Annotated in this window: 27 protein-coding genes; 6 read left to right on the forward strand and 21 right to left on the reverse strand. The window is 63.0% G+C overall.

Annotated features, from left to right (window positions below; translation table 11 throughout):
* The 7 genes from AC3WOS_RS18645 to AC3WOS_RS18675 all read right to left on the reverse strand — a co-directional run bounded on the left by AC3WOS_RS18645 (nucleotide 1) and on the right by AC3WOS_RS18675 (nucleotide 6392).
* A complete protein-coding gene (locus AC3WOS_RS18645; RefSeq protein WP_492717519.1) occupies nucleotides 1–1065 on the reverse strand; it encodes a sulfate/molybdate ABC transporter ATP-binding protein in 1065 nt (354 codons plus the stop codon).
* A 2-nt stretch (nucleotides 1066–1067) separates the two neighbouring features.
* On the reverse strand, nucleotides 1068–2012 hold the full coding sequence (cysW, locus tag AC3WOS_RS18650; RefSeq protein ID WP_492717520.1) for a sulfate ABC transporter permease subunit CysW: 945 nt from the start codon (nucleotides 2010–2012) through the stop codon (nucleotides 1068–1070).
* Complete coding sequence (gene cysT / locus AC3WOS_RS18655; RefSeq protein ID WP_492717521.1) at nucleotides 2009–2920, reverse strand: sulfate ABC transporter permease subunit CysT; 912 nt, start codon at nucleotides 2918–2920, stop codon at nucleotides 2009–2011. Before cysT ends, cysW begins: the two co-directional genes overlap by 4 nt.
* Before the next feature lie 194 nt (nucleotides 2921–3114).
* On the reverse strand, nucleotides 3115–3888 hold the full coding sequence (locus AC3WOS_RS18660; RefSeq protein WP_492717522.1) for a sulfite exporter TauE/SafE family protein: 774 nt from the start codon (nucleotides 3886–3888) through the stop codon (nucleotides 3115–3117).
* 126 nt (nucleotides 3889–4014) lie between these two features.
* Nucleotides 4015–4653, reverse strand: a complete 639-nt coding sequence (locus AC3WOS_RS18665) for a peroxiredoxin (protein ID WP_492717523.1) — start codon at nucleotides 4651–4653, stop codon at nucleotides 4015–4017.
* Between the two features lie 233 nt (nucleotides 4654–4886).
* Nucleotides 4887–5900 carry a sulfate ABC transporter substrate-binding protein gene (locus AC3WOS_RS18670; protein WP_492717524.1) on the reverse strand — a complete coding sequence of 338 codons (1014 nt, stop codon included), beginning with the start codon at nucleotides 5898–5900 and terminating at the stop codon, nucleotides 4887–4889.
* A 108-nt stretch (nucleotides 5901–6008) separates the two neighbouring features.
* Complete coding sequence (locus tag AC3WOS_RS18675) at nucleotides 6009–6392, reverse strand: diacylglycerol kinase (RefSeq protein WP_492717542.1); 384 nt, start codon at nucleotides 6390–6392, stop codon at nucleotides 6009–6011.
* A 150-nt stretch (nucleotides 6393–6542) separates the two neighbouring features.
* Here AC3WOS_RS18675 and AC3WOS_RS18680 point away from each other — a divergent pair, with 150 nt between their 5' ends.
* Complete coding sequence (locus tag AC3WOS_RS18680) at nucleotides 6543–7322, forward strand: IclR family transcriptional regulator (protein WP_492717525.1); 780 nt, start codon at nucleotides 6543–6545, stop codon at nucleotides 7320–7322.
* On the opposite strand, the gene pbpG is transcribed toward AC3WOS_RS18680, so the two are convergent.
* Nucleotides 7304–8368: a D-alanyl-D-alanine endopeptidase gene (gene pbpG / locus AC3WOS_RS18685; protein ID WP_492717526.1), complete on the reverse strand. Its 1065-nt coding sequence runs from the start codon at nucleotides 8366–8368 to the stop codon at nucleotides 7304–7306. The two genes, AC3WOS_RS18680 and pbpG, sit on opposite strands and share 19 nt — an antisense overlap.
* Before the next feature lie 165 nt (nucleotides 8369–8533).
* Entirely contained in the window at nucleotides 8534–9229 is a 696-nt protein-coding gene (locus AC3WOS_RS18690) for a nitroreductase (RefSeq protein ID WP_492717527.1), read from the reverse strand.
* A gap of 339 nt (nucleotides 9230–9568) precedes the next feature.
* On the opposite strand from AC3WOS_RS18690, the gene phaP reads away from it, so the two are divergent.
* On the forward strand, nucleotides 9569–10132 hold the full coding sequence (gene phaP, locus AC3WOS_RS18695; protein WP_492717528.1) for a TIGR01841 family phasin: 564 nt from the start codon (nucleotides 9569–9571) through the stop codon (nucleotides 10130–10132).
* 191 nt (nucleotides 10133–10323) lie between these two features.
* Here the strand turns inward: phaP and AC3WOS_RS18700 are convergent, their stop codons facing one another.
* The 6 genes from AC3WOS_RS18700 to AC3WOS_RS18725 form a co-directional block, all read right to left on the reverse strand.
* Nucleotides 10324–11046: an ABC transporter ATP-binding protein gene (locus AC3WOS_RS18700; protein ID WP_492717529.1), complete on the reverse strand. Its 723-nt coding sequence runs from the start codon at nucleotides 11044–11046 to the stop codon at nucleotides 10324–10326.
* On the reverse strand, nucleotides 11046–11816 hold the full coding sequence (locus tag AC3WOS_RS18705) for an ABC transporter ATP-binding protein (protein WP_182163458.1): 771 nt from the start codon (nucleotides 11814–11816) through the stop codon (nucleotides 11046–11048). The genes AC3WOS_RS18700 and AC3WOS_RS18705 overlap by 1 nt, the downstream gene beginning before the upstream one ends.
* 8 nt (nucleotides 11817–11824) lie before the next feature.
* Nucleotides 11825–13042, reverse strand: a complete 1218-nt coding sequence (locus AC3WOS_RS18710) for an ABC transporter permease subunit (protein ID WP_492717530.1) — start codon at nucleotides 13040–13042, stop codon at nucleotides 11825–11827.
* Between the two features lie 18 nt (nucleotides 13043–13060).
* Nucleotides 13061–13990, reverse strand: a complete 930-nt coding sequence (locus AC3WOS_RS18715; protein WP_492717531.1) for a branched-chain amino acid ABC transporter permease — start codon at nucleotides 13988–13990, stop codon at nucleotides 13061–13063.
* A 364-nt stretch (nucleotides 13991–14354) separates the two neighbouring features.
* Complete coding sequence (gene ispH / locus AC3WOS_RS18720; protein ID WP_492717532.1) at nucleotides 14355–15302, reverse strand: 4-hydroxy-3-methylbut-2-enyl diphosphate reductase; 948 nt, start codon at nucleotides 15300–15302, stop codon at nucleotides 14355–14357.
* A gap of 25 nt (nucleotides 15303–15327) precedes the next feature.
* A complete protein-coding gene (locus AC3WOS_RS18725; RefSeq protein ID WP_492717533.1) occupies nucleotides 15328–15783 on the reverse strand; it encodes an FKBP-type peptidyl-prolyl cis-trans isomerase in 456 nt (151 codons plus the stop codon).
* A 111-nt stretch (nucleotides 15784–15894) separates the two neighbouring features.
* Between AC3WOS_RS18725 and radC the strand changes: the two genes are divergently transcribed.
* From radC to rpmG, 3 genes are all read left to right on the forward strand, one after another.
* Nucleotides 15895–16569 carry a RadC family protein gene (radC, locus tag AC3WOS_RS18730; protein ID WP_492717534.1) on the forward strand — a complete coding sequence of 225 codons (675 nt, stop codon included), beginning with the start codon at nucleotides 15895–15897 and terminating at the stop codon, nucleotides 16567–16569.
* A 191-nt stretch (nucleotides 16570–16760) separates the two neighbouring features.
* Nucleotides 16761–16997, forward strand: a complete 237-nt coding sequence (rpmB, locus tag AC3WOS_RS18735) for a 50S ribosomal protein L28 (RefSeq protein WP_008451488.1) — start codon at nucleotides 16761–16763, stop codon at nucleotides 16995–16997.
* A 10-nt stretch (nucleotides 16998–17007) separates the two neighbouring features.
* Complete coding sequence (rpmG, locus tag AC3WOS_RS18740) at nucleotides 17008–17178, forward strand: 50S ribosomal protein L33 (RefSeq protein ID WP_182152555.1); 171 nt, start codon at nucleotides 17008–17010, stop codon at nucleotides 17176–17178.
* 64 nt (nucleotides 17179–17242) lie between these two features.
* Here rpmG and AC3WOS_RS18745 read toward each other — a convergent pair whose 3' ends face one another.
* The 6 genes from AC3WOS_RS18745 to AC3WOS_RS18770 all read right to left on the reverse strand — a co-directional run bounded on the left by AC3WOS_RS18745 (nucleotide 17243) and on the right by AC3WOS_RS18770 (nucleotide 23344).
* A complete protein-coding gene (locus AC3WOS_RS18745; protein ID WP_492717535.1) occupies nucleotides 17243–17773 on the reverse strand; it encodes a hypothetical protein in 531 nt (176 codons plus the stop codon).
* Between the two features lie 68 nt (nucleotides 17774–17841).
* Nucleotides 17842–19044: a DesA family fatty acid desaturase gene (locus AC3WOS_RS18750; RefSeq protein ID WP_492717536.1), complete on the reverse strand. Its 1203-nt coding sequence runs from the start codon at nucleotides 19042–19044 to the stop codon at nucleotides 17842–17844.
* 124 nt (nucleotides 19045–19168) lie between these two features.
* Nucleotides 19169–20485, reverse strand: a complete 1317-nt coding sequence (locus tag AC3WOS_RS18755; RefSeq protein WP_492717537.1) for a mechanosensitive ion channel family protein — start codon at nucleotides 20483–20485, stop codon at nucleotides 19169–19171.
* Between the two features lie 286 nt (nucleotides 20486–20771).
* The gene (locus AC3WOS_RS18760) at nucleotides 20772–22088 is read right to left on the reverse strand and encodes an RsmB/NOP family class I SAM-dependent RNA methyltransferase (RefSeq protein WP_492717538.1); all 1317 of its coding nucleotides are present in this window, start codon (nucleotides 22086–22088) and stop codon (nucleotides 20772–20774) included.
* Between the two features lie 16 nt (nucleotides 22089–22104).
* Nucleotides 22105–22725, reverse strand: coding sequence for a phosphoribosylglycinamide formyltransferase (gene purN / locus AC3WOS_RS18765; protein ID WP_492717539.1), 621 nt, complete (start codon nucleotides 22723–22725; stop codon nucleotides 22105–22107).
* A 220-nt stretch (nucleotides 22726–22945) separates the two neighbouring features.
* A complete protein-coding gene (locus AC3WOS_RS18770; RefSeq protein WP_492717543.1) occupies nucleotides 22946–23344 on the reverse strand; it encodes a barstar family protein in 399 nt (132 codons plus the stop codon).
* 443 nt (nucleotides 23345–23787) lie between these two features.
* Here AC3WOS_RS18770 and AC3WOS_RS18775 point away from each other — a divergent pair, with 443 nt between their 5' ends.
* Nucleotides 23788–24303: a glycine zipper 2TM domain-containing protein gene (locus AC3WOS_RS18775; protein ID WP_492717540.1), complete on the forward strand. Its 516-nt coding sequence runs from the start codon at nucleotides 23788–23790 to the stop codon at nucleotides 24301–24303.
* Nucleotides 24304–24449: the final 146 nt, after the last annotated feature.

Raw genomic sequence — 24449 nt, forward strand, 5'->3', positions numbered from 1 at the left:
TCAGACTCCTTGATTCACAAATACTTGCAGGCGCCGGGGCCGCAGCACCAGCGTCTCGCCTTGCTGCAACTGCAGCTGGCGAAAACGCTCGTGCGGCAACACGGCTTCAATCATTTCGGCGTTGTCATCCCGTTCCAGGTCCAGCTGGGCCAGCGGACCGATCGCGTGCGCCCGGCGCAGCCTGACGACGATGCCTTGCGCACCCGGCGTGTAGCGTTCGATGTCGAGCTCATGCGGGCGCACGTAGGCCGTGCCGTGGCCGTCGGCCACGCCGCCTTGGCCGACGGCCAGGCTGGCGTCGCCCGTGGCCAGCACACCGTCTTGCACCCGGCCGTGGAACACGTTCACGTGGCCCAGGAAGCTGAACACGAACGGCGAAGCCGGATGGTGGTACACGTGTTCCGGCGCGCCCGTCTGCGCCACCTGGCCCTGGTTCATCAGCACCACCTGGTCGGCCACCTCCAGCGCTTCCTCCTGGTCGTGGGTGACGAAGATGCTGGTCACGTGCAGCTCGTCGTGCAGGCGGCGCAGCCAGCGCCGCAACTCCTTGCGCACCTTGGCGTCGAGCGCGCCGAACGGTTCATCGAGCAGCAGCACGCGCGGCTCCACGGCCAGTGCGCGGGCCAGCGCGATGCGCTGGCGCTGCCCGCCCGACAGCTGGGGCGGATAACGGTCGGCCAGCCAGTCCAATTGCACCAGCTCCAGCAATTCCTTGACCTTGGCGCGGATCTGCTGCTCGGACGGCCGCTCGGCGCGCGGCTTGACGCGCAGGCCGAAGGCCACGTTCTCGAACACCGTCATGTGCTTGAACAGTGCGTAATGCTGGAAGACGAAACCAACCTGGCGCTCGCGCACGTGGCGGGCCGAGGCATCTTCACCGTCCAGCAGCACCTGGCCGCTGTCGGGGTGCTCCAGGCCGGCGATGATGCGCAGCAGCGTGGTCTTGCCGCAGCCGGACGGCCCCAGCAAGGCGGTCAGTTCGCCGGCGGCAAAATCGAGCGTGACGTCGTTCAGGGCGGCGAATTCGCCGAAATGCTTGTGGATGTGCTTGACTGCGATGGTCATGATCAGTGCTCCAGGGAAGAGGTGGCGGCGGCATCGGCGACATTGGCATCGCGACGCCAGGCGATGCGCGATTTCAGGGCCAGCGTCACCAGGGCCAGCAAAGCCAGCAGCGACGCCACGGCGAAGGCGGCGGCGAAGTTGTATTCGTTGTACAGAATCTCCACCTGCAGCGGCATGGTGTTGGTTTCGCCCCGGATATGGCCGGACACGACGGACACGGCGCCGAACTCGCCCATGGCGCGGGCATTGCACAGGATCACGCCGTACAGCAGGCCCCACTTGATGTTGGGCAGGGTCACGCGGCGGAAGGTTTGCCAGCCCGACGCGCCAAGCACGATGGCGGCCTCCTCTTCTTCATTGCCCTGGGCCTGCATCAGCGGGATCAGTTCACGCGCCACGAACGGGAAGGTGACGAAGATGGTGGCCAGCACGATGCCCGGCACGGCGAACAACAGCTTGATGTCGTGCGACTGCAGCCACGGCCCCAACCAGCCCTGGGCGCCGAACAGCAGCACATAGATCAGGCCGGAAATGACGGGCGAGACAGAAAATGGCAGGTCGATCAGCGTCAGCAGGATGCTCTTGCCGCGGAACGCGAACTTGGCGATGCACCACGACGCGGCCACGCCGAACACCACGTTGAGCGGCACGGCAATGGCGGCCGTCAGCAAGGTCAGGCGGATGGCCGCCAGCGCGTCGTCCTCGACGATGGCATCGCGGTAGGCGTGCCAACCCTTGCTGAACGCTTCGGCGAACACGGCCGCCAGCGGCACGAACAGGAACAAGGTCAGGAAGGTCAACGCCACGGCCAGCAGCAGGCCGCGCACCCAGCGCGGTTCCAGCAAGCCGGCAGCGGACGGCAGCTCGCCGCGGCGCCCGGCTGGCGCTGCTGGCGCGGATGGTGCGGATGGTGCGGCGGTCGGCAGGCCGGACAGGATGGCGCTCATCGCGGTTTCCCTCCATTGCCGCGGGCCCAGGCTTGCAGTAGGTTAATCGACAGCAGCATCAGGAACGAAGCTACCAGCATCACGACGGCAATGGCGGTCGCGCCCGCGTAGTCGTACTGCTCGAGCTTGGTGATGATGAACAGCGGGGTAATCTCCGACACCATGGGCATATTGCCGGCAATGAAGATCACGGAACCGTATTCGCCGGTGGCGCGCGCAAACGCCAGCGCGAAACCGGTCATCAGCGACGGCAATATGGCGGGCAGCACCACGCGGACAAACGTCTGCAACGCGCTGGCGCCCAGGCTGGCGGCGGCCTCTTCCAGCTCCCGTTCCGCCTCTTCCAGCACCGGTTGCACGGTGCGCACCACAAACGGCAGGCCGATGAACGTCAACGCCACCACCACGCCCAGGGGCGTGAAAGCCACTTTCAGGCCCAGCATGCCTTCCAGCACGCGGCCGTACCAGCCGTTGGCCGAGTAAAGGGCCGTCAAGGTAATGCCGGCCACAGCCGTGGGCAGGGCGAACGGCAAATCGACCAGGGCGTCCACCAGGCGCTTGCCGGGAAATTCGTAGCGCACCAGCACCCAGGCCACGATGCCGCCAAACACAACATTGAGTCCGCCGGCGGCCAGCGCCGCGCCGAACGTGAGCCGGTAGGACGCCAGCACCCGCGGCGAACTGACGGCGTCCCAGAAGCCGGCCCAGCTCAGCGTGAACGTTTTGAGGAACACGGCCGACAAGGGGATCAGCACGATCAGCGCCAGGTAGAAAACCGTGAAGCCCAGCGACAGCCGGAAACCGGGCAGCACGCGGTATGGCGGACGTAAACCCGGCCTTGGTCTTGCATGTGAAGTCGACGCCTGGCGGCCGGGTGTGCCGGCCGTGGCCGTGAGTGTTGCTGACATGATGAGGCCCCTTAATTACGAATTCATCTAAAGAGCCACAATAATCTCACCTGGAGAACATATGCCAAACGAAGCATTTGGCATGTCGATAGTTGTTTCCGCTATAAGCCGGCACCAGCGCGCAGGGCAAAAACGACACCGGCCCGGCGCCGCGCACAGCGGGCCGGGCCGGTGGGCCGGCGACGTGTACAAGTTCAGGAAATCAGTTTGGCGGCCACGCTGACCAGGGTAAAGGCCAGCAAGCCGCGCAACACGCGTTCCGGCACGGCGCGCGCCGCGTAGGCGCCGAGCGTGATGCCGGGCACGGAACCGACCAGCAAGGTCAGCAGCAGCTCCCAGTTGATCGACCCCAGCCACCAGTGACCGACGGCGGCGATGGCCGTCAGCGGCACGGCGTAGGCGATGTCGGTGCCGGCCACTTCCGCCGCCGTCAGGCGCGGATACAGCATCACCAGCAGGGTGGCGCCGATGGCGCCGGCGCCGATGGAGGAAATGGTGACCAGCGTGCCCAGCAAGGCGCCGGACGCGATGGTGGCCGCCGTCAGCGCCCCGCCCTGCAGCTGGCGCTCGGGACGGGCGTTGATCCAGGCCAGCATCTTGCGCTTGAACAGCAGCGCGACCACGGTCAGCAGGACGGAGATGGCGATCACGTAACGGATGACCTGGCCGATTTCCTTGTCCAGCACGCCAAACTGCTTGAGCGCCAGGCTGGCCAGCAGGGCCGCCGGCAAGGCGCCTATGCACAGGCGGCGCACGATGGGCCAGCGCACGGTGCCGCGCATGCGGTGCGTGAGCGTGCCCACGCCCTTGGTCAGCGACGCGAACGCCAGATCGGTGCCCACCGCGATCGACGGCGAGACGCCGAACATCAGCGTCAACAGCGGCGTCATCAACGAACCGCCGCCCACGCCCGTCATCCCGACCAGCAGGCCCACCGCAAATCCCGAAACTACAAACGACAAGGTCATACCATCCCCCTAGAGTAAGCGTCAGGGTAATGACTCCAGCCGAAAATACAAAGGACGAAGTTCCTATTTGCTTATGCCATATCGACGTAGGTGCAAGCTAGGCTGGCCCGCGTCCGGGGCTGGACGCTATTTGTTCGGCTGCGGCGTGACGCGCAGGTACGGCCGCTCCGCCTTGTAACCCTTGGGATATTTTTGCCGGATCTGGTCGGGGTCCTGCACCGTCAGCGGAATGATGACGTCGTCGCCATCCTTCCAGTTGCCCGGCGTGGCCACGGTGTGGCTGTCGGTCAGCTGCAGGGCGTCGATCACGCGCAACACTTCGTCGAAATTGCGCCCCGTGCTCATCGGATAGGTGATCGACAGGCGCACCTTCTTGGCCGGGTCGATCACGAACAGGGTGCGCACGGTGGCCGTGGCCGATGCATTGGGGTGGATCATGTCGTACAGTTCAGCCACCTTGCGGTCCACGTCGGCGATGATGGGGAAGCCCACCACCGTGTGCTGGGTTTCCTCGATATCCTTGATCCATTCGCGGTGGGCATCGGCCGGGTCCACCGACAGCGCGATGGCTTTCACGTTGCGCTTGTCAAATTCCGGCTTGAGCTTGGCCGTCAGGCCCAGTTCCGTCGTGCACACGGGGGTGAAGTCGGCCGGATGGGAAAACAGCACCACCCAGGCGTTGCCGGCCCACTCGTGAAAGCGGATGGGACCGATGGTGGAATCCTGCGTGAAGTCAGGCGCGGTATCGCCCAGTCGTATGGTCATGTTCGTCTCCTGTGAGGTGCGAATCGGTGGAAGGCCCGCTCCGGCAGAGCATGGTCATGGTGTGCCGCCGCGGTATGACGGACCAGGCCGCCAGCAGCACATTTTGCGCCTGTTCTATTCAAAATTGCAATAAAGTTGCATCCCGCAAGCGGCCATTCCGGCCCGCTTTGAGTTGATTCACAGCAAAGAAAAGCGCGATGCGGCCAGGCCTGTCCGGCAGCTGCCCGTGCCGCTCACTTGCCGGGCTGGTAGATCTGGTCGAACAGGCCGCCGTCCGCAAAGTGCGTCCGCTGTGCCGTGGCCCAGTCGCCGGCCACCTGCGCCAGGGTGAACAGCTTGACGGGCGGGAACTGGCCGCCGAATTTCTTCGCCGCCCGCTCCTGCACGGGACGGTAGTAATGCTTCGCGATCAGCTCCTGCCCCTCGTCCGTGTAGAGAAACTGCACATAAGCTTGCGCCACCTTGCGCGTGCCGTGCCGCTCGGCCACCTTGTCCACCACGGCCACGGGCGGCTCGGCCAGGATGGACGACGACGGCGCCACCAGTTCCACCTTGTCCGGTCCCAGTTCCTTGATCGCCAGCAAGGCCTCGTTTTCCCATGCGATCAGCACGTCGCCTATGCCCCGTTCGACGAACGTGGTGGTGGCGCCGCGGGCGCCGGAATCGAGCACGGGCACGTTCTGGTACAGCTTTTTCAGGAAAGCGCGGGCGCCGGCCTCGTTGCCACCCGGCTGGCGCAGGGCGTAACCATAGGCGGCCAGGTGGTTCCAGCGGGCGCCGCCGGACGTCTTCGGGTTGGGCGTGATGACGGCCACGCCCGGGCGGACCAGGTCGTTCCAGTCCTTGATGCCCTTGGGATTGCCCTTGCGTACCAGGAATACGATGGTGGACGTGTACGGGGCGCTGTTGTGGGGCAGGCGCTGCTGCCAGCCCGCCGGCAGCAGCTGGTGCGCGGCGATGGCGTCGATATCGTAGGCCAGCGCCAGCGTCACCACATCGGCCTCCAGGCCGTCGATCACGGCCCGCGCCTGCTTGCCCGAGCCGCCGTGGGACTGGCGGATCTTGACCGTGTCGCCGCTGCTGGCCTTCCAGCTTTTGGCAAATGCAGCGTTGATGTCCTGGTACAGCTCGCGGGTGGGGTCGTAGGAAACGTTCAGCAGCGACACGTCGGCCGCCCCCGCTGTGGTGGCCGGCAGGACGGCACTGACGGCCAGCAGGGCCGCAACGAGAAATTTCTTGGTCAACATCTGGATTCCTTATGGTTGAAACATCAGGAACACCAGCGTAAAACCCCTGCCTAATAAACAGAACGAATCATTTCAACGTTCCATATATCAGAAATACATTAAGAGCCGTCAGGCAAAACGGTCGACCAGCACCACAGCCCAGGCGGCGGCGGCCAGCAGACAGGCCAGCAGCACGGCCGCGCTGCCGAAGTCCTTGGCGTTCTTCGACAGCGGATGGCGTTCCAGCGAGACCCGGTCCACCACCGCTTCCAGCGCCGAGTTGATCAGTTCCACGATCAGGATCAGCACCAGCACGCCGATCAGCATCAGTTTTTCAAAGGCGGAGATGTGCAGCGCCAGCGCGACGACGGTGCCGACGGCGAACAGGGCCAGTTCCTGGCGGAAGGCATGCTCATGGCGCCAGGCGGACTTGAGGCCGTCGAGCGAGTAGAAGAAGGCCGACAGGATGCGCTTGAGGCCGCTCTTGCTCTTGAATTCGCTGACGGGTTCCATGTCTGAAGGGCTGAAGTTGACGAAAGGCATGATTATGCCCTTTCATACCGCAACGGTGACAAATTTGGAGTGCTACCTCCAGATAATTCCCAATATTTTCACATTATGGTATAAATACAGTATCGCATACTGCACCGCACCAACCACATCATGAAAATTGAAACCGTCCCCGAGCAAAAAACGACGATCCAGGTGATCGAGCGCATGGTCGCGCTGCTCGACGCACTGGCCAAATATCCTGATCCCGTGAGCCTGAAGGAATTGTCCAAGGTGTCGGGACTGCACCCTTCCACGGCCCACCGCATTTTGAACGACATGGTGCTGACGCGCTTTGTCGACCGCATCGAACCGGGCACCTACCGCCTCGGCATGCGGCTGTTGGAATTAGGTAACATCGTCAAGAGCCGGCTGTCCGTGCGCGAGGCGGCGCTGGACTTCATGCGCGCGCTGCACAAGAAGACCCAGCAGACCATCAACCTGTCCGTGCGCCAGGGCGACGAGATCGTCTACATCGACCGCGCCTTCTCGGAGCGTTCCGGCATGCAGGTGGTGCGCGCCATCGGCGGCCGCGGCCCGCTGCACCTGACGTCGACGGGCAAGCTGTTCCTGTCGGTGGACGAGCCCAAGGCCATCCGCGCCTATGCCACCCGCACCGGGCTGGCGGGCCACAACAAGAATTCCATCACGGACCTGGCCACGCTGGAGCGCGAGCTGAGCCTGGTGCGGGCGCGCGGCTATGCGCGCGACAACGAGGAACTGGAACTGGGGGTGCGCTGCATGGCCGCCGGCATCCGCGACGATTCCGGCAAGCTGATCGCCGGCCTGTCCATCTCGGCGCCGGCCGACCGTCTGCAGGACGAATGGCTGGAAGAGCTGATGACGACGGCCAACCAGATCTCGGCCACCCTCGGCTACATGCCGGCCGAATAAGCAGGCGCGGCGGCCGTGCCGGTGCTCATGCCGGCCGGCTTGAGGGCCTCCAGCCATTTGCGCATGCGCCCGGCATCGGCCGTACGCGACTGCTTGCCCTTGGAGTCGAGGAACACCATGATCACGGCGCGGCCCTCGATCACGGCCTGCATCATCAGGCAACGGCCCGCTTCGTTGATAAAACCGGTCTTCTGCAGGCCGATCTCCCAGCTCGGATTGGCCACCAGGTGGTTGGTGTTACCGAACTGCATGGGATGGCCGTTCGCTTCCACGATCGCTTTCGGATCGGTGGAATACTGGCGCAGCAGCGGGTGCTGGTAGGCGGCCATGGCCAGCTTGGCCAGGTCGCGGGCGCTGGCCACGTTCATCTTGGACAGGCCGTTGGAATCGACGTAATGGGTATCGAGCATGCCCAGTTCGCGGGCCTTGGCGTTCATGGCCTCGACGAAGGCGGCCCGGCCGCCCGGATAGTTGCGGCCCAGGGCCGAGGCGGCCCGGTTCTCCGAACTCATCAGGGCGATGTGCAGCATGTTGGCGCGCGTCAGCTGCGAGCCCACCTTCAGGCGCGAGCTGCTGAACTTGACGCGGTCCACGTCCTCGTCCGTCACGGTCAGCACCTCGTTCATGTCCTGTTGCGCTTCCACCACGACCAGGCCCGTCATCATCTTGGTGATCGAGGCGATCGGCAGGGACACGCTGGAATTCTTTTCGAACAGCACTTCCGCATTGTTCTGGTCCAGCACCAGCGCCACGTTCGATTTCAAGTCGAACGGATCGTGGGTCTGGTTCAGGCCGGCCAGGTCGCCCATGGTGGGCACGGCCGGCGCGGCGGCCAGCAGGCGCTGGTAGACCACCTTGCGGCGGCCATGCACCATCACCACCCGTTTGACCAGCTGTTCGCGCGGCGCGGCAGCCGCCTCATGCAGGGCCACGGCCTTGCTCTTGTGAGCATGATGTTTCTTGTGGTGGCTATCGGCCGCCTGGGCGGCGACAGGAACCGACACCAGCAGCGCCGCAAACAGCGCTCCAGACGTGAGCTTAAACATGGAATTCCCCGGTAAACGAACAGACGAGTGACTGTTGCAGTGTAGCAAAACCGTGCGCAAGCGCAAGCTCATTTAACATTGGCGGCATCATAGTTTTCCCCTGCGCAATGCTCTCGCGATAAGCTTGTTGAAATGGCCCGCCGGGCCACTGCGGACGGCACGTCGTCAATCGATAAATTTAACAAATTCAGCAACCGGCATGCGCTCCGTGACCAGGCTGTTTTCAACCTTGTCCATATCAGCGTAGCCCAAGGACATCCCACACACAACCGTTTCATTGTCGGGAATTGACAACGTTGACATAATGATCTTGTGATACTGGGTGAAAGCGGCCTGGGGGCAAGTATCGAGCCCACGCCCTCTGGCGGCCACCATGATGTTCTGCAGGAACATGCCATAGTCCAGCCAGGAACCCTGCTCCATGACGCGGTCGATGGTGAAGATCAGGCCGACGGGCGCGCCGAAGAACTCGTAGTTGCGGCCATGCTGGGCCGCCATGCCGGCCTTGTTCTCGCGCGTCAGGCCCAGCAGCGCATACAGGTCCCAGCCCACCTTGCGGCGCCGCTCGATGAACGGCGACACCCACTCGCGCGGATAATAGGCGTATTCCTCCGTATGCTGGCGCGCCAGCTCGGGGTCGTTGTGGGCGGCCAGGATGGCGGCCGACAGGGCACGCTTGCGCTCGCCCGTGAGCACATACACTTTCCACGGCTGGGTGTTGGTGCCGGACGGGGCGCGCGCGGCCACCTGCAGCAATTGTTCGATGTCGGCCCGCGGCACGGGCGTGGGCAGATAGGCGCGGATCGAGCGGCGCGACGTGATGGCGGCGTCCACGGCGGACTGGTCGGAAGGGCTGGGCATGCGTCCTCACTGGTGGTTGGATGTCGAAGGCGTGTCAAAGGCGGACTCTGCACGGGCGGCAGGGCCGATGCGCAGTCTAGCATGAGGGCGCCGGCCGTTGCTGCCGCCCCCTGTCCAACAACATTCAATTCCTGCAAGAAATTGTGCCCCAAGGCCAAAGAGACTTCTTTGGTGCAACGCACAAAAAATCGCTTGACTTAATCCCGGAAGGCCGTAAAATCGGGTTTGTTGCGTTGCACAATTTGTTGTTCGGTCTGAAAGCTGGATCCATCTGCTTCGTACCACTGGTAGAAACAGCAGCATTTATCGATGACTATTTACTAATTACTGGAGAGTTATATGTTTTCAATCCCTGAGCAATTTTCCAATGCGACCAAGGCCAATTTTGAAGCCCAGTTCGCCATTTTCTCCGCCCTGACCAACAAGGCCTTCGAAGGCGTGGAAAAGTTCGTCGACCTGAACCTGACGGCTGCCAAGGCCTCGCTGGAAGAGTCGTCGGTCACCACCAAGCAACTGCTGGCGGCCAAAGATCCGCAAGAGTTCTTCTCGCTGACCGCTGCCCAGGCCCAGCCGACGGCTGAAAAAGTGGTGGCTTATGGCCGTCACCTGGCATCGATCGCTTCCGGCACCCAGGCTGAATTCAGCAAGGCCGCCGAGACCCAGATCGCCGAAACCAACCGCAAGGTGATCTCGCTGGTGGAAGAAGTGAGCAAGAACGCCCCAGCCGGCACCGAAAACGCCGTGGCCCTGCTGAAGACCGCCATCGGCAACGCCAGCGCCGGTTACGAGCAGTTCACCAAGACCGCCAAGCAAGCCGTGGAATCGATCGAAACGAACATGGCCAGCGCCGTGAACCAGTTCTCGCAAGCTGCCGCCAAGGCGACCCCAGCTGCAAAGAAATAAAGCAGGTCATGCTGGCGCCTGCATGGCGCCAGCCCCGTTGCACAGACTCCTCGGCATCCGTGGTGTCGTTACAAACGGGTGTCCTTCTCAGCCCCGGCCCCGCCGGGGCTTTTTTTCGTCCCAAAAAAAATGGGGACGTACCCCATTTTCCGTTTCTGGAAAATGGGGTACGTCCCCATTTTTTGGTACGCTTATTCGCCCAGGTAGGCGGCCTTGACGCGCGGGTCGACCAGCATGTCCTGGGCATTGCCCGTCATGGTGATCAGGCCGGAATCCATCACGTAGCCGCGGTGCGCTGCCTGCAATGCCAGCTTGGCGTTCTGTTCCACCAGCAAGATGGTGATGCCTTCGGCCGAGACGTTGCGTATCACTTCGAAAATCTTTTCCACCATGATGGGCGACAGGCCCATCGACGGCTCGTCCAGCAACAGCAGTTGCGGGTGCGACATCAACGCGCGCGCCATGGCCAGCATCTGCTGCTCGCCGCCCGACAGCGTGCCGGCCATCTGCTGCGCCCGCTCTTTCAGGCGCGGGAACACGTCGTACCATTTGGCGATGTCGGCTTCGACACCGGCCTTGTCGTTGCGGGTGTAGGCGCCCATCATCAGGTTTTCCTGGATCGACATGCGGGTGAACACGCCCCGCCCTTCCGGCACCATGGCCAGCTTCTTTTCCACCAGGTGGAAGGACTGGCTGCCCTTGAGCGAGGCCCCCATGTACGACACGGTGCCGTCCACCTTGCACGGCGGCAGCGTGCCCGTGATGGCTTTCAGCGTGGTGGTCTTGCCGGCCCCGTTGGCGCCGATCAGGGCCACCAGCTCGCCCTTGTTCACTTCCAGGTCGATGCCCTTGACGGCCTTGATGCCGCCGTAAGCTACCGTCAATCCTGCTACTTTCAGCACATTCTCACTCATCAGTGCGATCCTCCCAGATAGGCGTCGATGACGGCCTGGTTGCTCTGTATTTCGGCCGGCAAGCCTTCGGCGATCGGTTTGCCGTATTCCAGCACCATCAGGCGGTCGCACATGCCCATCATCATCTTGACGTCGTGCTCGATCAGCAGCACGGTCTTGCCTTCGTTCTTGATCTTGACCAGCAGTTCGCGCAGGGCCAGTTTTTCCGTCGCGTTCATGCCGGCGGCCGGTTCGTCCAGCGCCAGCAGCTGCGGGTCGGTGGCCAGGGCGCGGGCGATCTCGAGCCGGCGCTGGTCGCCGTAGGACAGGAAGCGCGAGGTGCGGCTGGCGAACTGGCCGATGCCGACGAAGTCCAGCAGCTCTTGCGCGCGGCGGCGGATGGCCGCCTCTTCCTCGCGCGCCGCCTTGTGGCGGAACACGGCGCCGAACACGCCCTGATGGGTGCGCACGTGGCGCCCCACCATGACGTTTTCCAGTGCCGTCATGTCGCCGAACAGGCGGATGTTCTGGAACGTGCGGGCGATGCCGGCCTTGGCCACCTCATGCGGGGCGGACGGCGAATAAGGCTTGCCGGCCAGCTCGAAGGTGCCCGTGTCGGGCTGGTACAGCCCCGTGATGACGTTGAAGAAGGTGGTCTTGCCGGCGCCGTTGGGGCCGATCAGGCCGTAGATCTGGCCCTTCAGGATCTTGATGCTGACGTCCGTCAGCGCCTGCAAGCCGCCAAAGCGCTTGTTGACGCCGGCGATATTGAGTATGACTTGTTCGCTCATGGATTCCCTCAGGCTGGCAGCACGCCGGACGCCGGCTCTGGTTTGTCGGTGTCGTTGTCGGGCCGGTCTTCATGCTTGGGCGCGGGCCACAGGCCGGCCGGGCGGTTCAGCATGATGAGCACCATGGCCAGGCCGTACAGCAGCTGGCGCAGCACTTCCGCTTCGATGATGACGTGGCCGAACAGCTTTTCCTGCAGCGGCTCGACCACGTGGCGCAGCACTTCCGGCAGCGCGGCCAGCAGGGCGCCGCCCATGATCACACCGGGCACGTGGCCTATGCCGCCCAGCACCACCATGGCCAGCACGGCGATCGATTCCGTCAGCGAGAACGATTCGGGCGACACAAAGCCCTGGAACGAGGCGAACATGGCGCCGGCCACGCCGCCGAACGAGGCGCCCATCGAGAACGCCAGCAGCTTGACGTTGCGGGTGTTGATGCCCATGGCCTTGGCCGCGATTTCATCCTCGCGGATGGCGACCCAGGCCCGGCCCAGGCGCGAGTGCTGCAGCCGCGTGGTGACGAACACGACGGCGATGCACAGGAACAGGAACAGGAAGTAATAGGCGTTCACGGACGGCATGGAGAAGCCGCCGATCACCACATTGGCGCGCGAGCCGGCCTCGCCCGACAGGTTGACGCCGAACACCCGGATCGGGTCGATCAGGTTGATGCCCTGCGGCCCGTTGGTGAAGTTGATCGGCTCGTTGAGGTTGTTCATGAAGATGCGGATGATCTCGCCGAAGCCCAGCGTGACGATGGCCAGGTAGTCGCCCCGCAGCTTGAGCGTGGGCGCGCCCAGGATGGCGCCGAACAGGCCGGCCAGCGCGGCCGCCATGGGCACGATCAGCCACACGGACAGGTGGATGCCGTGTTCGCGGATGTCCGCTCCCAGCAGGGCCACCAGCGTGTCGCCCAGGGCCGGATACTGGTTGATGATCGATTCGAGCAGCGTGGCGAACTGGGGCGAGGCCAGCAGGCCCGTCATGTAGGCGCCCACGGCGTAGAACGCGATGTAGCCGAGGTCCAGCAAGCCGGCGAAGCCGACCACGATATTCAGGCCCAGGGCCAGCATGATGTAGAGCAGCGCCATGTCGATGATGCGCACCCACGAGTTGCCGAACTGGGCGGCCACGAACGGGAAGATCAGCAGGCCGATCAGCACCGCCGCCATGCTGGCGTAGGCCTTGGCGGGATTGCGGACCGTGTCGAAATTGAGGAGAGCCATGGTATTCCTTTCTCGTTATCAGGCGCGGTCGGCCACGCGCTCGCCCATGATGCCGGACGGACGCACCGTCAGCACGAGGATGAGGACGACGAAGGCGAAGATGTCCTGGTAGTTACTGCCCAGGAAGCCGCCCGTGAAGTCGCCGATGTAACCGGCGCCCAGGCTTTCGATAATGCCCAGCAGGATGCCGCCTATCATGGCGCCGTAGATGTTGCCGATGCCGCCCAGCACGGCGGCCGAGAACGCCTTGAGGCCGGGCACGAAGCCCATCGCAAACTGGATGGAGGCGTAGTTGGCGCCCCACATGACGCCGGCCACGGCGGCCAGCGCGGCGCCGATGGCGAAGGTGGCCACGATGACCTTGTTCGAGTCCACGCCCATCAGGCCGGCCACCCGGGGGTTTTCCGCCGTGGCGCGCATGGCGCGGCCCATGCGGGTCTTTTCCACCAGCATCACGAGGCCGAACATGGACGCGGCCGCCAGCACCAGCAGCAGCACCTGGGTTTGCGAAATGACGGCGCCGCCCACCAGGATGGGATCGGACGACAGCAACTGCGGGAAGGCCAGCGGATTGCGGCCCCAGATCATCATGGCGAAGGTTTGCAGCAGGATGGACACACCGATGGCCGTGATCAGTGGCGCCAGCCGGGGCGCGTTGCGCAGGCGGCGGTAGGCCACGCGCTCGATGATGATGTTGACCAGCACGCAGACGGGGATGGCGCCGACGATGGCGATGCCCAGCTGCACAAAGCCGGGCAAGCCCGGCGCCACCGTCTGCAGCAGCTTGAGGATGGTCAAACCGGCCATGGCGCCTATCATCAGCACATCGCCGTGGGCGAAGTTAATCAGATTCAACACGCCATACACCATCGTGTAGCCGAGGGCGACCAGCGCATACATGCTGCCCAGCACCAGGCCATTGATAATTTGTTGGATAAAGGTATCCATGGGTTCGATTGCCTCTTTTTCTGTGTGTTACCGGGATGCGCGTGGCCGGGTCCGCCTAACAAAAACGGCACCCGGGGAAGTCCCCGCAGTGCCGCCGTTGAGGTGAGGCCGCCGTCCAATGTAGGCCGCCGATGGGATAACACCGCGCAACCACGCATCGCTCTACTGCGCATTCAATTAAGCAAACCTTATGCCAGAACCCTGGCCTGCCGCCGGGTCCGCATCGGCCCGAACCAAGTACATTCGACAACTTTTTTCGGGCGAGGCAATGATAGCGGCTATCAGGGAAAACTAATGGCGAAAAATGCGAGAATGGGCCAAATAAAATTCGACGCGCCACGCTCGTGGCGCCGGCGCGTGGCCGTCAGGCTTGCGCCGTCCTGGCGCCGTCCAGTCCCTTGGGCAAGGGGAAGGTGACCGCTTCCTGCACCCCGTCCAGGGTGCGCACGCTGCGCGCGCCGCACGCTTTCAGGCGGTCGATGACGGCTTGCACCAGCACTTCCGGCGCCGACGCGCCGGCCGTGACACCCACGCGCAGCTTGCCTTCCAGCCATTGCGGGTCGATTTGCGAGGCATTGTCGACCATGTAGGCCGGCGTGCCCTTCTTTTCGGCCACTTCGCGCAGGCGGTTGGAATTGGAGCTGTTGGGGCTGCCCACCACGATCACCACATCGACCTGGGGCGCCATGAATTTCACGGCTTCCTGGCGGTTGGTGGTGGCGTAGCAGATGTCGCCCTTCTTTGGTTCGATAATGCTGGGGAACTTGGCCTTGAGGGCGGCGATGATGTCGGCAGTGTCGTCTACCGACAACGTTGTCTGCGACACATAGGCCAGCATGTCGGGCTTGGCGACCACCAGTTTATCCACATCGGCCACCGTCTCGACCAGGTACATGCCCTCTTCGGTCTGGCCCATGGTGCCTTCCACTTCCGGGTGGCCGTCGTGGCCGATCATGACGATCTCGCAGCCCTGGCGGCGCATCTTGGCCACTTCCACGTGGACCTTGGTCACCAATGGGCAAGTGGCGTCGTAGATGGTCAGGCCGCGCGCTTCCGCCTCGGCCCGCACCGCCTTCGAGACGCCGTGGGCCGAGAACACCAGCGTGTTGCCGGCCGGCACATCGTCCAGTTCCTCGATGAAGATGGCGCCCTTGTTGCGCAAGTCTTCCACCACGTAGGCGTTGTGCACGATTTCGTGGCGCACGTAGATGGGCGCACCAAACTGCTGCAGGGCGCGCTCCACGATCTCGATCGCACGGTCCACGCCGGCGCAAAAACCGCGCGGCTGGGCCAACAGAATTTCTTTATCCATCAGTTCCTCGTAATGCGGGGGACGCTTACAGCACCGAAATCAGGTTCACTTCAAAGCGCAGCGGCTGGCCGGCCAGCGGGTGGTTGAAGTCGAACAGGGCCGACTCGTCGCCGATTTCGCGCAGGATGCCGGCGAACCGGCCGCCGCCGGGAGCGGCGAAGTCGATCAGGTCGCCAATCTTGTATTCAGCTTCGGGGTCGGAGTTCTCGTCCAGGGTGGCGCGCGAGACGGAGCGTATCAGTTCCGGATTGCGCTCGCCGAAGCCCTGGGCCGGCGACAGCTCGAACGTCTTGTGGGTGCCTTCCGGCAGGCCCAGCAGGCAATCTTCCAGGAACGGGGCCAGCTGGCCCTGGCCCAGCATCAGCGTGGCCGGGTTTCCGTTGAAGGTTGTGACTATATCAGTACCGTCCAGGGTGGCCAGACGATAATGCAGGGTGAGATAAGCCGACTTGGTGACGACGTTAGGTTGCGCGTTAGACATGACTTGGAATTCGGTAAGCTTGCAGGAACCGATATTGTAAGCCACCTTGCCCGCCGCGCCCGCCGTTCGGGAAGAAATCGCGCGCCGTTTGCGCTGTTTTCGGGAGGAATTATGGCAATCAGCGACTGGCCGGCCCACCGCCGTCCACGCGAACGCTTGATACTGGAAGGGGCGCCGGCCCTGTCGGACGAGGAATTGCTGGCCGTGTTCCTGCGCGTGGGCGTGGCCGGCAAGGATGCCGTGACGCTGGGGCGGGAGCTGGTGCACCGTTTCGGCTCGCTGCACGCCCTGTTCAGCGCCAGCCTGGACGAATTCTGCGCCATCCACGGCATGGGCGCGGCCAAGTTCGCCCAGCTGCAGGCCGTGATGGAGCTGGCCCGCCGCGCCATCGAGGAAGAACTGAAGACGGGCCTGACCTTGAGCTCGCCCAAGGCCGTCAAGGAATACCTGCGCGTTATCCTGGGCGGCAAGACCCACGAATCGTTCCATGTGCTGTTCCTGGATGTGAAGAACCGTTTGATCGACGCCAAGGAATTGTTTCGCGGCACCCTCACCCATACCAGCGTCTACCCGCGCGAAGTGGTCAAGGAAGCGCTGGCCCGCAACGCCGCCAGCGTGATGCTGGCCCACAATCACCCGTCCGGCACGCCGGAGCCGAGCGAATCGGACCTGCTGCTCACGCGCGCCCTGATGCAGGCGCTGGCCCTGGTGGACGTGCGCATCCTCGACCATTTTGTGGTGGCCGGGCATCAGGTGCACTCGTTTGCCGAGCACGGCCAGCTGTAAACGGCAAGCGGCCCATCGTCCGTTTACCCTTGTTTACCAAGGGAAAATTGCCATTTCGCGAAGGATTTTACAATTGTTAAATTTTTTTGAAAATTGATGACACAATTGTTTTTCACAAGTCATTGAAAAAGCTGGGTTTTTTGGATATACTCTCGTTTTTCCAATTGTGGAATGTCTTTAAGGAGTGCGCCATGGCACGTGTTTGCCAAGTCACTGGGAAGAAGCCGATGGTCGGCAACAATGTTTCCCATGCAAACAACAAAACCAAACGTCGTTTCCTGCCTAACCTGCAGAATCGTCGTATTTTTGTTGAATCTGAAAATCGCTGGGTCTCCCTGCGTCTGTCCAACGCCGGTCTGCGCGTGATCGATAAAGTCGGCATCGACGCCGTTCTGGCCGACATGCGCGCGCGTGGCGAAAAAGTCTAAATAGGGAGCTATCATGGCAAAAACTGGCCGCGACAAAATCAAGCTGGAATCGACCGCAGGTACGGGTCACTTCTACACCACTACCAAGAACAAGCGCACCATGCCTGCTAAGATGGAAATCATCAAGTTCGATCCTAAGGCACGCAAGCACGTTACGTACAAAGAAACCAAGATCAAGTAATTGGATCTCGTTTCTCGAAGAAAAGCCGCTCATCAGAGCGGCTTTTTTTATGTGCCTGGTTTTGCTACCGGCAACCCTCCTCCAGCTGCACCTCCGCCCACGCGCCTGCATGCATGGCGGCAACGCGGCCCTGCTCCGTCTCGAAGCGGATGGCGTACTGGCCCTCTCCTGCCCTGATCGTTAAATAATGTTCGCCGGGACGGCGCGGATGGGCTGCCGTCCGCACTGCTTCACCGTAGTGACGCGCCACCTTGCCCTCCGGATCGTCCAGCGCGATGCCGCGCTCCGATTCGATGCCGGGCTGGGTGACATCGACCCGCTTGAGCACGTCGTTGACAAACATCAGCACGATGCCCTCCTGCCCGGCAGGCGCCACCTGGAAGCAGGATGGCACGCTGCGCTGCCACGGCGGCACGCGCTCCATGTGCTCGCCCAGGATCTTGTTGACGGTATCGAAACGCATGCCCACCTTGAGCGGTCCGGCGCCGTCCACCCGCAAGGTCCAGTCGTACGCCTGCGCCGCCGGCAGCAGCGCACACAGGGCCAGCGCCGCCCACCAGGACTTGGCGCGATGCCAATTGCCATGCCGTTTCATCAATCTGTCCTCCCAAATGAAAAACGGCCCCGTTTCCGGAGCCGTTCGGTACGATCAGCTAAAGACCGTCATGCGTAGCTGCGCAGGCGCAGCGAGAAGTCTTGCAGCGACTTGATGCCGGAGCTCTCGGCCCGCGCGCACCAGTCCTGCAGCTTGTGCAGCAGCTGGTCGCGGGTGAAGTGGGAACGCTCCCAGATCATGCCCAGTTCCACCCGCATATTGTGCATGGTTTCCAGCGCCTTGCTATGCTGGAACAGTTCGCTCAGCTGCTGCTGTTGCGTCTCGGCCAGCTTGCCCGGCTCGCGCTGCAACAGCTTGCGCGACGATTTCAGGAAGCGCGATTCCAGCTGGGCCTTGTCCTTCAGGTGCTCCAGCTCTTCCTTCCACGCGTGCTTGACGGACTTGGCGTACTTGGCCATGACGTCGTAGCGGTTGGCGATCACCGATTGCAGCGTGTCGAAGTCCGCTTCCAGCTTGCCCGGCGCAAACTTCGGCTCCGGCGCCAGCTTCTTGACCTTGGCCAGGCCCATTTTTTCCAGCGTGCGGATGTACAGCCAGCCGATGTCGAGCTCGTACCACTTGGACGACAGCTTGGCCGACGTGGCGAAGGTGTGGTGGTTGTTGTGCAGCTCTTCACCGCCGATCAGGATGCCGAACGGAATGATGTTGGTGGCCGCGTCCGAGCAATCGTAGTTGCGGTAGCCCCAGTAGTGGCCGATGCCGTTGATGATGCCGGCGGCCATCACCGGTATCCACATCATCTGCACGGCCCACACGGTAACGCCGATCACGCCGAACAGCAGCACGTTCAGCACCAGCAGCGCGGCCACGCCTTGCCAGCTGTACTTGGTGTACAGATTACGCTCGATCCAGTCGGTCGGGGTGCCATGGCCGTATTTTTCCATGGTTTCCAGGTTCTTCGATTCAGCGCGGTACAGCTCGGCGCCTTGCCAGAACACTTTCTTGATGCCGCGCGTCACGGGGCTGTGCGGATCTTCCTCGGTGTCGCATTTGGCGTGGTGCTTGCGGTGGATGGCGGCCCATTCCTTGGTCACCTGGCCCGTCGTCAGCCACAGCCAGAAACGGAAGAAATGGCTGGGAATGGCGTGCAGTTCCAGCGCGCGGTGCGCCTGGTGGCGATGCAGGTAGATGGTGACGCTGGCGATGGTGATATGGGTCACGGCCAGGGTGTAGAAAAATACTTGCCATGCGGTGAGTCGGGTGACGCCGTTCGACAAAAAGTCCAGTATTGCGGGTAAAGTCAAAGTCATTACTGCTCCAAAGTGGGTATCACTATCCGGTCGCTCCCGCGCAGGGGAGGTCCGATATTCTTGATTTTGGTCATTGTACGCTGAAACGATGGTGATTTGCGGAACGATTACCCACCCTAAGTGATTATTTTTTAGGCAGATCGAAGGCTTCCGGCAGCGGCGTATTGCCCAGAATGCGCATTTCCCGTTGCGGGAAGGGAACGGAGATATTGTTCTCTTTCAAGGCTTTCCAGATTGCCCGATTGACATCCGAGATCACGCCGCCGCGGCCGTTTTCCGGATCGTGGATCCAGAATCCCAGTTGCAGGTCGAGGCCATCGGCGCCGAAGCTGAGCAACTGGGCCGATGGCAGTTTCTCTTTCGACACCCGGGCCACGGTGGCGGCGGCCTGCTCCAGCAACAGCAGCACGGGATCGAGCTCCGTGTCGTAGGCGACCGACACCTTGGTCGACAGCCACAGCATGTTGTTGGTCAGCGAAGAATTCTGCACGGCGCCCGACACCAGCATCTCGTTCGGCACGATGGATTCCACCCCGTCCAGCCCCTGCAGCACCGTGTAGCGGGTGTTAATCTGGGTCACCTTGCCGCTGTACTTGTCGACCGTGATCATGTCGCCGATGGTCAGGCTGCGGTCGAGCAGGATGACGAAGCCGGACACGTAGTTGCTGGCGATCTTCTGCAAGCCCAGGCCCAGGCCCACGCCCAGCGCGCCGCTGAACACGGACAGCACCGTCAGGTCGATGCCCACCAGCGACAGGCTGACCAGGATGGCCATCACGATCAGGAGGGCGCGCCCCGTGCGCGACAGCACCACGCGCAAATTGGTATGCAGGCCGGGCACCAGCATCAGGCGCTCTTCCAGCGCGGTACCGGCCCACAACGCCAGCATCTGCAGCAACAGCACGGACACGGCGCCCTGCAGGATGGCCAGGATGGACACCTTGTGCTTTCCCAGCGGCAGCACTGTATCGTCGAGGAAATCGAAGATGTCGACCCACAGGCCCGTGATGTAGACCACGAAAGCCAGCCACACAAGCAGCTGGAACACTTTTTCGAACATCAGCATGGCCGCGCCCACCTCGCCGCGGCGGGCGAACACACGCCGCAGCACGAAGAAGGTGAACCGTATCACCACCAGCGCGCCGAAGATGGGCATGGCCACCTTGAGCAGGTTGACGTGATGCGACCTGGCCAGCACGGCGCGCGACAGGCCCAGCAGGCAGACGATCAGCAGCGGCCCCACCACGCGGCCAAAGCTTTCCACCCCGAACTGCATCACCCCGGCCTGGCCCGCGCGGCCGAAGCGGCGCCGCAACAGCGTGGCCAGCCCCCAGCCCAGCAGCACGGACAGGACGATGGCGCTTAACTGCCACAGCAGACCGGGATCGGTGAGGTCGTCGGCCAGGCCGGCAATCAGGTTAGCGAGCGGTAGTTGGTTCATCGTGGATCGAAATAGAAAAAGATGGGAGACAGATTAGCGTAAACGGCAAGCTTTCCGCCACATGCCGCCGGCCGAACCGAGTCCAACGCGAGGCAAAAAAAGGGAAAAAAATGGGGACGTACCCCTTTTACGCGGGGACGTACCCCTTTTACGCGTACCCCTTTTACGCGCGCTCCCGCGACCGGCCCGGCTGCCTGCACGCCCGGCCCAGGTCCGGCACCTGCAGGAATGCGCCCAGGCCGGGGCGCACCAGAAGGAAGGCCGGGAAGATCCCGGCCCGTTGCGCTTACGCGTCGGCAGCGTCGCCGTCGGCGGCCGGCTCGGCGGCCGGTTTGACGGGCTTGGCCATCGGCTTGCGCTCGAACACGGCGGCGAAGAAGCCGTCCGTCTGGTGCTTGTGCGGCAGCAGCTTCAGGTAGTCGCCCATTTCCAGGACAATCTTCTGCTCGGCCAGCACTTTGCTCATCGGCACCAGTTCGAAGTCCGGATGGGCGGCCAGGAATTGTTCCGCGATGAAGTCGTTCTCTTCATTGAGGAAGCTGCAGGTGGCGTACACCAGGCGGCCGCCGCCCTTGACCAGGCGCGCGGCGCCGTCCAGGATGGCCGCTTGCTTGACCTGCAGTTCGGCGATGGCGCCCGGCTGCTGGCGCCACTTGACGTCCGGATTGCGGCGCAACGTGCCCAGGCCCGAGCATGGCGCGTCCACCAGCACGCGGTCGATCTTGCCGGCCAGGCGCTTGATCTTGGCGTCGCGCTCGTGCGCGATCTGCACCGGATGCACGTTCGACAGGCCGCTGCGGGCCATGCGCGGCTTGAGCTTGGCCAGGCGCTTTTCCGACACGTCGAACGCATACAAACGGCCCGTGTTGCGCATGATGGCGCCCAGCGCCAGCGTCTTGCCGCCGGCGCCGGCGCAGAAGTCCACCACCATCTCGCCGCGCTTGGCGCCCACGATCTGGGACAGGATCTGGCTACCCTCGTCCTGCACTTCGATGGCGCCGCTCTTGAACAGCGGCAGGTTCTGCAGGGCCGGCTTTTGCAGGATGCGCAGGCCCAGCGGTGCGAACGGGGTGGGCGTGCTGCGGATTGGCGCCTGCGCCAGTTCGGCCGCCACGTCCTCGCGGGTGGCCTTGAGCGAGTTGACGCGCAAGTCCAGCGGGGCCGGGCTGTTCATGGCGTCGGCCAGCAGCAGCGTCTCTTCCTCGCCGCACTGGGCGACCAGCTTGTCGAACAGCCACTTGGGCATGTTGGAGCGCATGGACTTGTGCATCAGCTTGCGGTCGATCTGGGTCACGCGCTCGAGCCACTGCACTTCCTCTTCCGTCAGGCCGCCCATCGAGTCGATGCCGACGGCATCGGCCATGCCCAGCAGGGTCAGACGGCGCATGGTGGGGCCGCCGCCCGCTTCCGAAAAGTCGGTGAAGAACGATTTATTGCGCAGCACGTTGTAGATGCATTCGGCGATGGCGCCCCGTTCACGGCCGCCCAGGCGCGGGTGGTCTTTGAAATAGCGCGACAGGGTGGTGTCGGCCGGCGCGGCAAAGCGCAAAATCTCGCGCAACACTTCTTCAGCATTGGCGAGTATCGCTGGTGGCAATCTCATGGAATTCCTTGGTTGATTATTCAGTTCGTGTTGTGTGGTCCACGCGGACCTGGCCTTGTTCGATGGACAGCCTGTCTTCGACAAACCAGCGTATCGCCCGCGGGTACAGCTCGTGTTCCTGCTCCAGCACGCGGGCCGACAGAGTGTCGACCGTGTCGTCGGGCAGCACGGGCACGGCGGCCTGGGCCACCATGGGGCCGTGATCGAGCTCGGCGGTCACGAAATGCACGGTCGCGCCATGCTCGGGCACGCCGGCCGCCAGCGCCTGGGCATGGGTGGCCAGGCCGGGGAAAGCCGGCAGCAGCGAGGGATGGATGTTGAGCATGCGCCCGGCATAGTGCTCGACGAACTGCGGGGTCAGGATGCGCATGAAGCCGGCCAACACCACCAGGTCGGGGGCGTAGCCGTCGATCACGGTCTGCAAGGCCGCGTCGAACTGGTCGCGGGTGGCGTAGTCTTTATTGGGCACGACGGCCGTGGCGATGCCATGGCTGGCCGCGAAAGCGAGGCCGGCCGCGTCGGCGCGGTTGCTGATGACGGCGGCGATCCGGGCCGGCCACTGCTGCTCGCGGGCCGCGCGCACCACGGCTTCCATGTTGCTGCCGCGGCCAGAAATAAGGATGACGATGTTTTTCATCAATAGCTCAGAGAAACCCCGCTGCTCAGCGCGGAGAAGGAAGGAGACGGTTTACCTGGTGGGAATCCCCTCTCTTCAGGGAGGTGGGGACGTCAAAGAGCGCATTGTACCTGTTCGCGCGGGCGGAACCAAGAAACCGGCCGCTGACAACGGTTATCATGCTGCGGCGCAGCATGGCTCAAGGGGGCACACCCGGCCCGCAGGACCGGGGGCGACGGGCTTACTCGAACGAGTAAAAGACCCGGAATGGCACTTTCTTCTCGGCCCAGTAGTCGGCCGCGTCGCGGAACACGTCGAGCAGGGTTTCGCGCGCTTCCTTGTCGAACTTCTGCGTGTTGGGCAACTGTTCCAGCACCACCAGGAAGCCCGTTTGCGGGCCGGCCTTGAACATGGTGTCGGTCAGCGTTTCGCGCAGGCCGTCGAAATTCTTGCCCACACCTTTAGGAAACTGGAACGATTCTGCAATAATGCCGAGAACTTGTTGCTTGGTGACGCCGGCCAGGCAATGTGCGTATAAGAAATGCTGCCCCAGACGGGCGGCCTCGTCTTGCAGTTCGGTCACGCGAAATGCTCGGATGGACTGGACAAGGTTGGGCGGCACGGTCATTAACAAACTCATTTTTCCCTCAATTCGACCTGTTATGTAGGGTGTGTTGATGTTGTCGTGCATATTGATATATCCGGCGATAAATACCGTTACACAGCTCGCGGCAAACGGGTCAATGCGCTTACCATGAAAGATCCACGTTTCTATCCGTCAATCTAATCCCATACACATATTAGGGTAACGTGTTGTTCCGCGTGAATCAACACGAATGTGATGCCTAACGCAAGATTTGTTAAAAGCAGAACATTTTTACGCCCTTTTGGAGGTGTTTTCGGCAAGATTCTCGCTCTGACGTGCCGTTTTTCGCCGGCAATCGCAACACTTGTTGCTGTTACAAATTGTTGCCATAAGCGCGAGTGGGCCAGTTACACTGGGATTACCATACATCCATGCAATATCGGACCATTCCCACAGCGCCGATATCCATTTTTCCAAAACAGACACGAGGTATAACAATGAACCTGCAATCCAAACTGATCGCATCCGCTCTCTGCCTCGGCGCCCTGCCATTCGCCCAGGCCGCCGATTTTGAAGATTTCGGCCGTGTCGTGCGCGTCACGCCGCAAGTGGAACAAATCAACCGTCCGCGCCAGGAATGCCGTACGGAATATGTGCAAGTCCAGCAACCGGCGCCCCAGCGCAGCGTGGGCGGCGCCATCATCGGCGGCCTGATCGGCGGCCTGGCCGGTAACCAGGTGGGCGGCGGCACGGGCCGCTCCGTGGCCACGGCGGCCGGCGCCATCGCCGGCGCCGTCACGGGCGACCGCATCGACAACGCCAACCAGCCCCAGGGCGGCGGCGTCACGGAACAGGCCGTCAAGCAGTGCCGCACGGTGGACCACTGGGAGTCGCGCACCAGCGGCTATGAAGTGACGTACGACTACCGCGGCCACAGCTACACCAGCAATATGTCCTACGACCCGGGCGAGCGCGTGCGCCTGCGCGTGCTGGTGGAACCGGTGCAGCGCTGATCCGCATCCGCTTGCGCTCCATCCCGCACTGCCGGCCGCCCCAGGCCGGCAGTTTTATTTTGTGCCCCGGCCACGCGCGCCCCGATTGCGGCTTGCCTTGCGGTAAGTCCTCGCGGGATAATGGCTGCTCACTTCCCGCCCCACCC

The organism is Rugamonas sp. FW305-51 (assembly GCF_058786935.1).

Coding starts and splice junctions, on each gene's coding strand:
- AC3WOS_RS18705 (WP_182163458.1), bottom strand. CDS start 11,816: ATGAGCGAACAAGTCATACTCAATATCGCCGGCGTCAACAAGCGCTTT.
- pbpG (WP_492717526.1), bottom strand. CDS start 8,368: ATGTTTAAGCTCACGTCTGGAGCGCTGTTTGCGGCGCTGCTGGTGTCG.
- AC3WOS_RS18670 (WP_492717524.1), bottom strand. CDS start 5,900: ATGTTGACCAAGAAATTTCTCGTTGCGGCCCTGCTGGCCGTCAGTGCC.
- AC3WOS_RS18750 (WP_492717536.1), bottom strand. CDS start 19,044: ATGACTTTGACTTTACCCGCAATACTGGACTTTTTGTCGAACGGCGTC.
- phaP (WP_492717528.1), top strand. CDS start 9,569: ATGTTTTCAATCCCTGAGCAATTTTCCAATGCGACCAAGGCCAATTTT.
- AC3WOS_RS18725 (WP_492717533.1), bottom strand. CDS start 15,783: ATGTCTAACGCGCAACCTAACGTCGTCACCAAGTCGGCTTATCTCACC.
- AC3WOS_RS18710 (WP_492717530.1), bottom strand. CDS start 13,042: ATGGCTCTCCTCAATTTCGACACGGTCCGCAATCCCGCCAAGGCCTAC.
- radC (WP_492717534.1), top strand. CDS start 15,895: ATGGCAATCAGCGACTGGCCGGCCCACCGCCGTCCACGCGAACGCTTG.
- AC3WOS_RS18660 (WP_492717522.1), bottom strand. CDS start 3,888: ATGACCTTGTCGTTTGTAGTTTCGGGATTTGCGGTGGGCCTGCTGGTC.
- AC3WOS_RS18680 (WP_492717525.1), top strand. CDS start 6,543: ATGAAAATTGAAACCGTCCCCGAGCAAAAAACGACGATCCAGGTGATC.
- cysT (WP_492717521.1), bottom strand. CDS start 2,920: ATGTCAGCAACACTCACGGCCACGGCCGGCACACCCGGCCGCCAGGCG.
- AC3WOS_RS18665 (WP_492717523.1), bottom strand. CDS start 4,653: ATGACCATACGACTGGGCGATACCGCGCCTGACTTCACGCAGGATTCC.
- AC3WOS_RS18675 (WP_492717542.1), bottom strand. CDS start 6,392: ATGGAACCCGTCAGCGAATTCAAGAGCAAGAGCGGCCTCAAGCGCATC.
- AC3WOS_RS18645 (WP_492717519.1), bottom strand. CDS start 1,065: ATGACCATCGCAGTCAAGCACATCCACAAGCATTTCGGCGAATTCGCC.
- cysW (WP_492717520.1), bottom strand. CDS start 2,012: ATGAGCGCCATCCTGTCCGGCCTGCCGACCGCCGCACCATCCGCACCA.
- AC3WOS_RS18770 (WP_492717543.1), bottom strand. CDS start 23,344: ATGAGTTTGTTAATGACCGTGCCGCCCAACCTTGTCCAGTCCATCCGA.
- AC3WOS_RS18775 (WP_492717540.1), top strand. CDS start 23,788: ATGAACCTGCAATCCAAACTGATCGCATCCGCTCTCTGCCTCGGCGCC.
- AC3WOS_RS18715 (WP_492717531.1), bottom strand. CDS start 13,990: ATGGATACCTTTATCCAACAAATTATCAATGGCCTGGTGCTGGGCAGC.
- AC3WOS_RS18690 (WP_492717527.1), bottom strand. CDS start 9,229: ATGCCCAGCCCTTCCGACCAGTCCGCCGTGGACGCCGCCATCACGTCG.
- AC3WOS_RS18745 (WP_492717535.1), bottom strand. CDS start 17,773: ATGAAACGGCATGGCAATTGGCATCGCGCCAAGTCCTGGTGGGCGGCG.
- AC3WOS_RS18755 (WP_492717537.1), bottom strand. CDS start 20,485: ATGAACCAACTACCGCTCGCTAACCTGATTGCCGGCCTGGCCGACGAC.
- rpmB (WP_008451488.1), top strand. CDS start 16,761: ATGGCACGTGTTTGCCAAGTCACTGGGAAGAAGCCGATGGTCGGCAAC.
- AC3WOS_RS18760 (WP_492717538.1), bottom strand. CDS start 22,088: ATGAGATTGCCACCAGCGATACTCGCCAATGCTGAAGAAGTGTTGCGC.
- purN (WP_492717539.1), bottom strand. CDS start 22,725: ATGAAAAACATCGTCATCCTTATTTCTGGCCGCGGCAGCAACATGGAA.
- ispH (WP_492717532.1), bottom strand. CDS start 15,302: ATGGATAAAGAAATTCTGTTGGCCCAGCCGCGCGGTTTTTGCGCCGGC.
- AC3WOS_RS18700 (WP_492717529.1), bottom strand. CDS start 11,046: ATGAGTGAGAATGTGCTGAAAGTAGCAGGATTGACGGTAGCTTACGGC.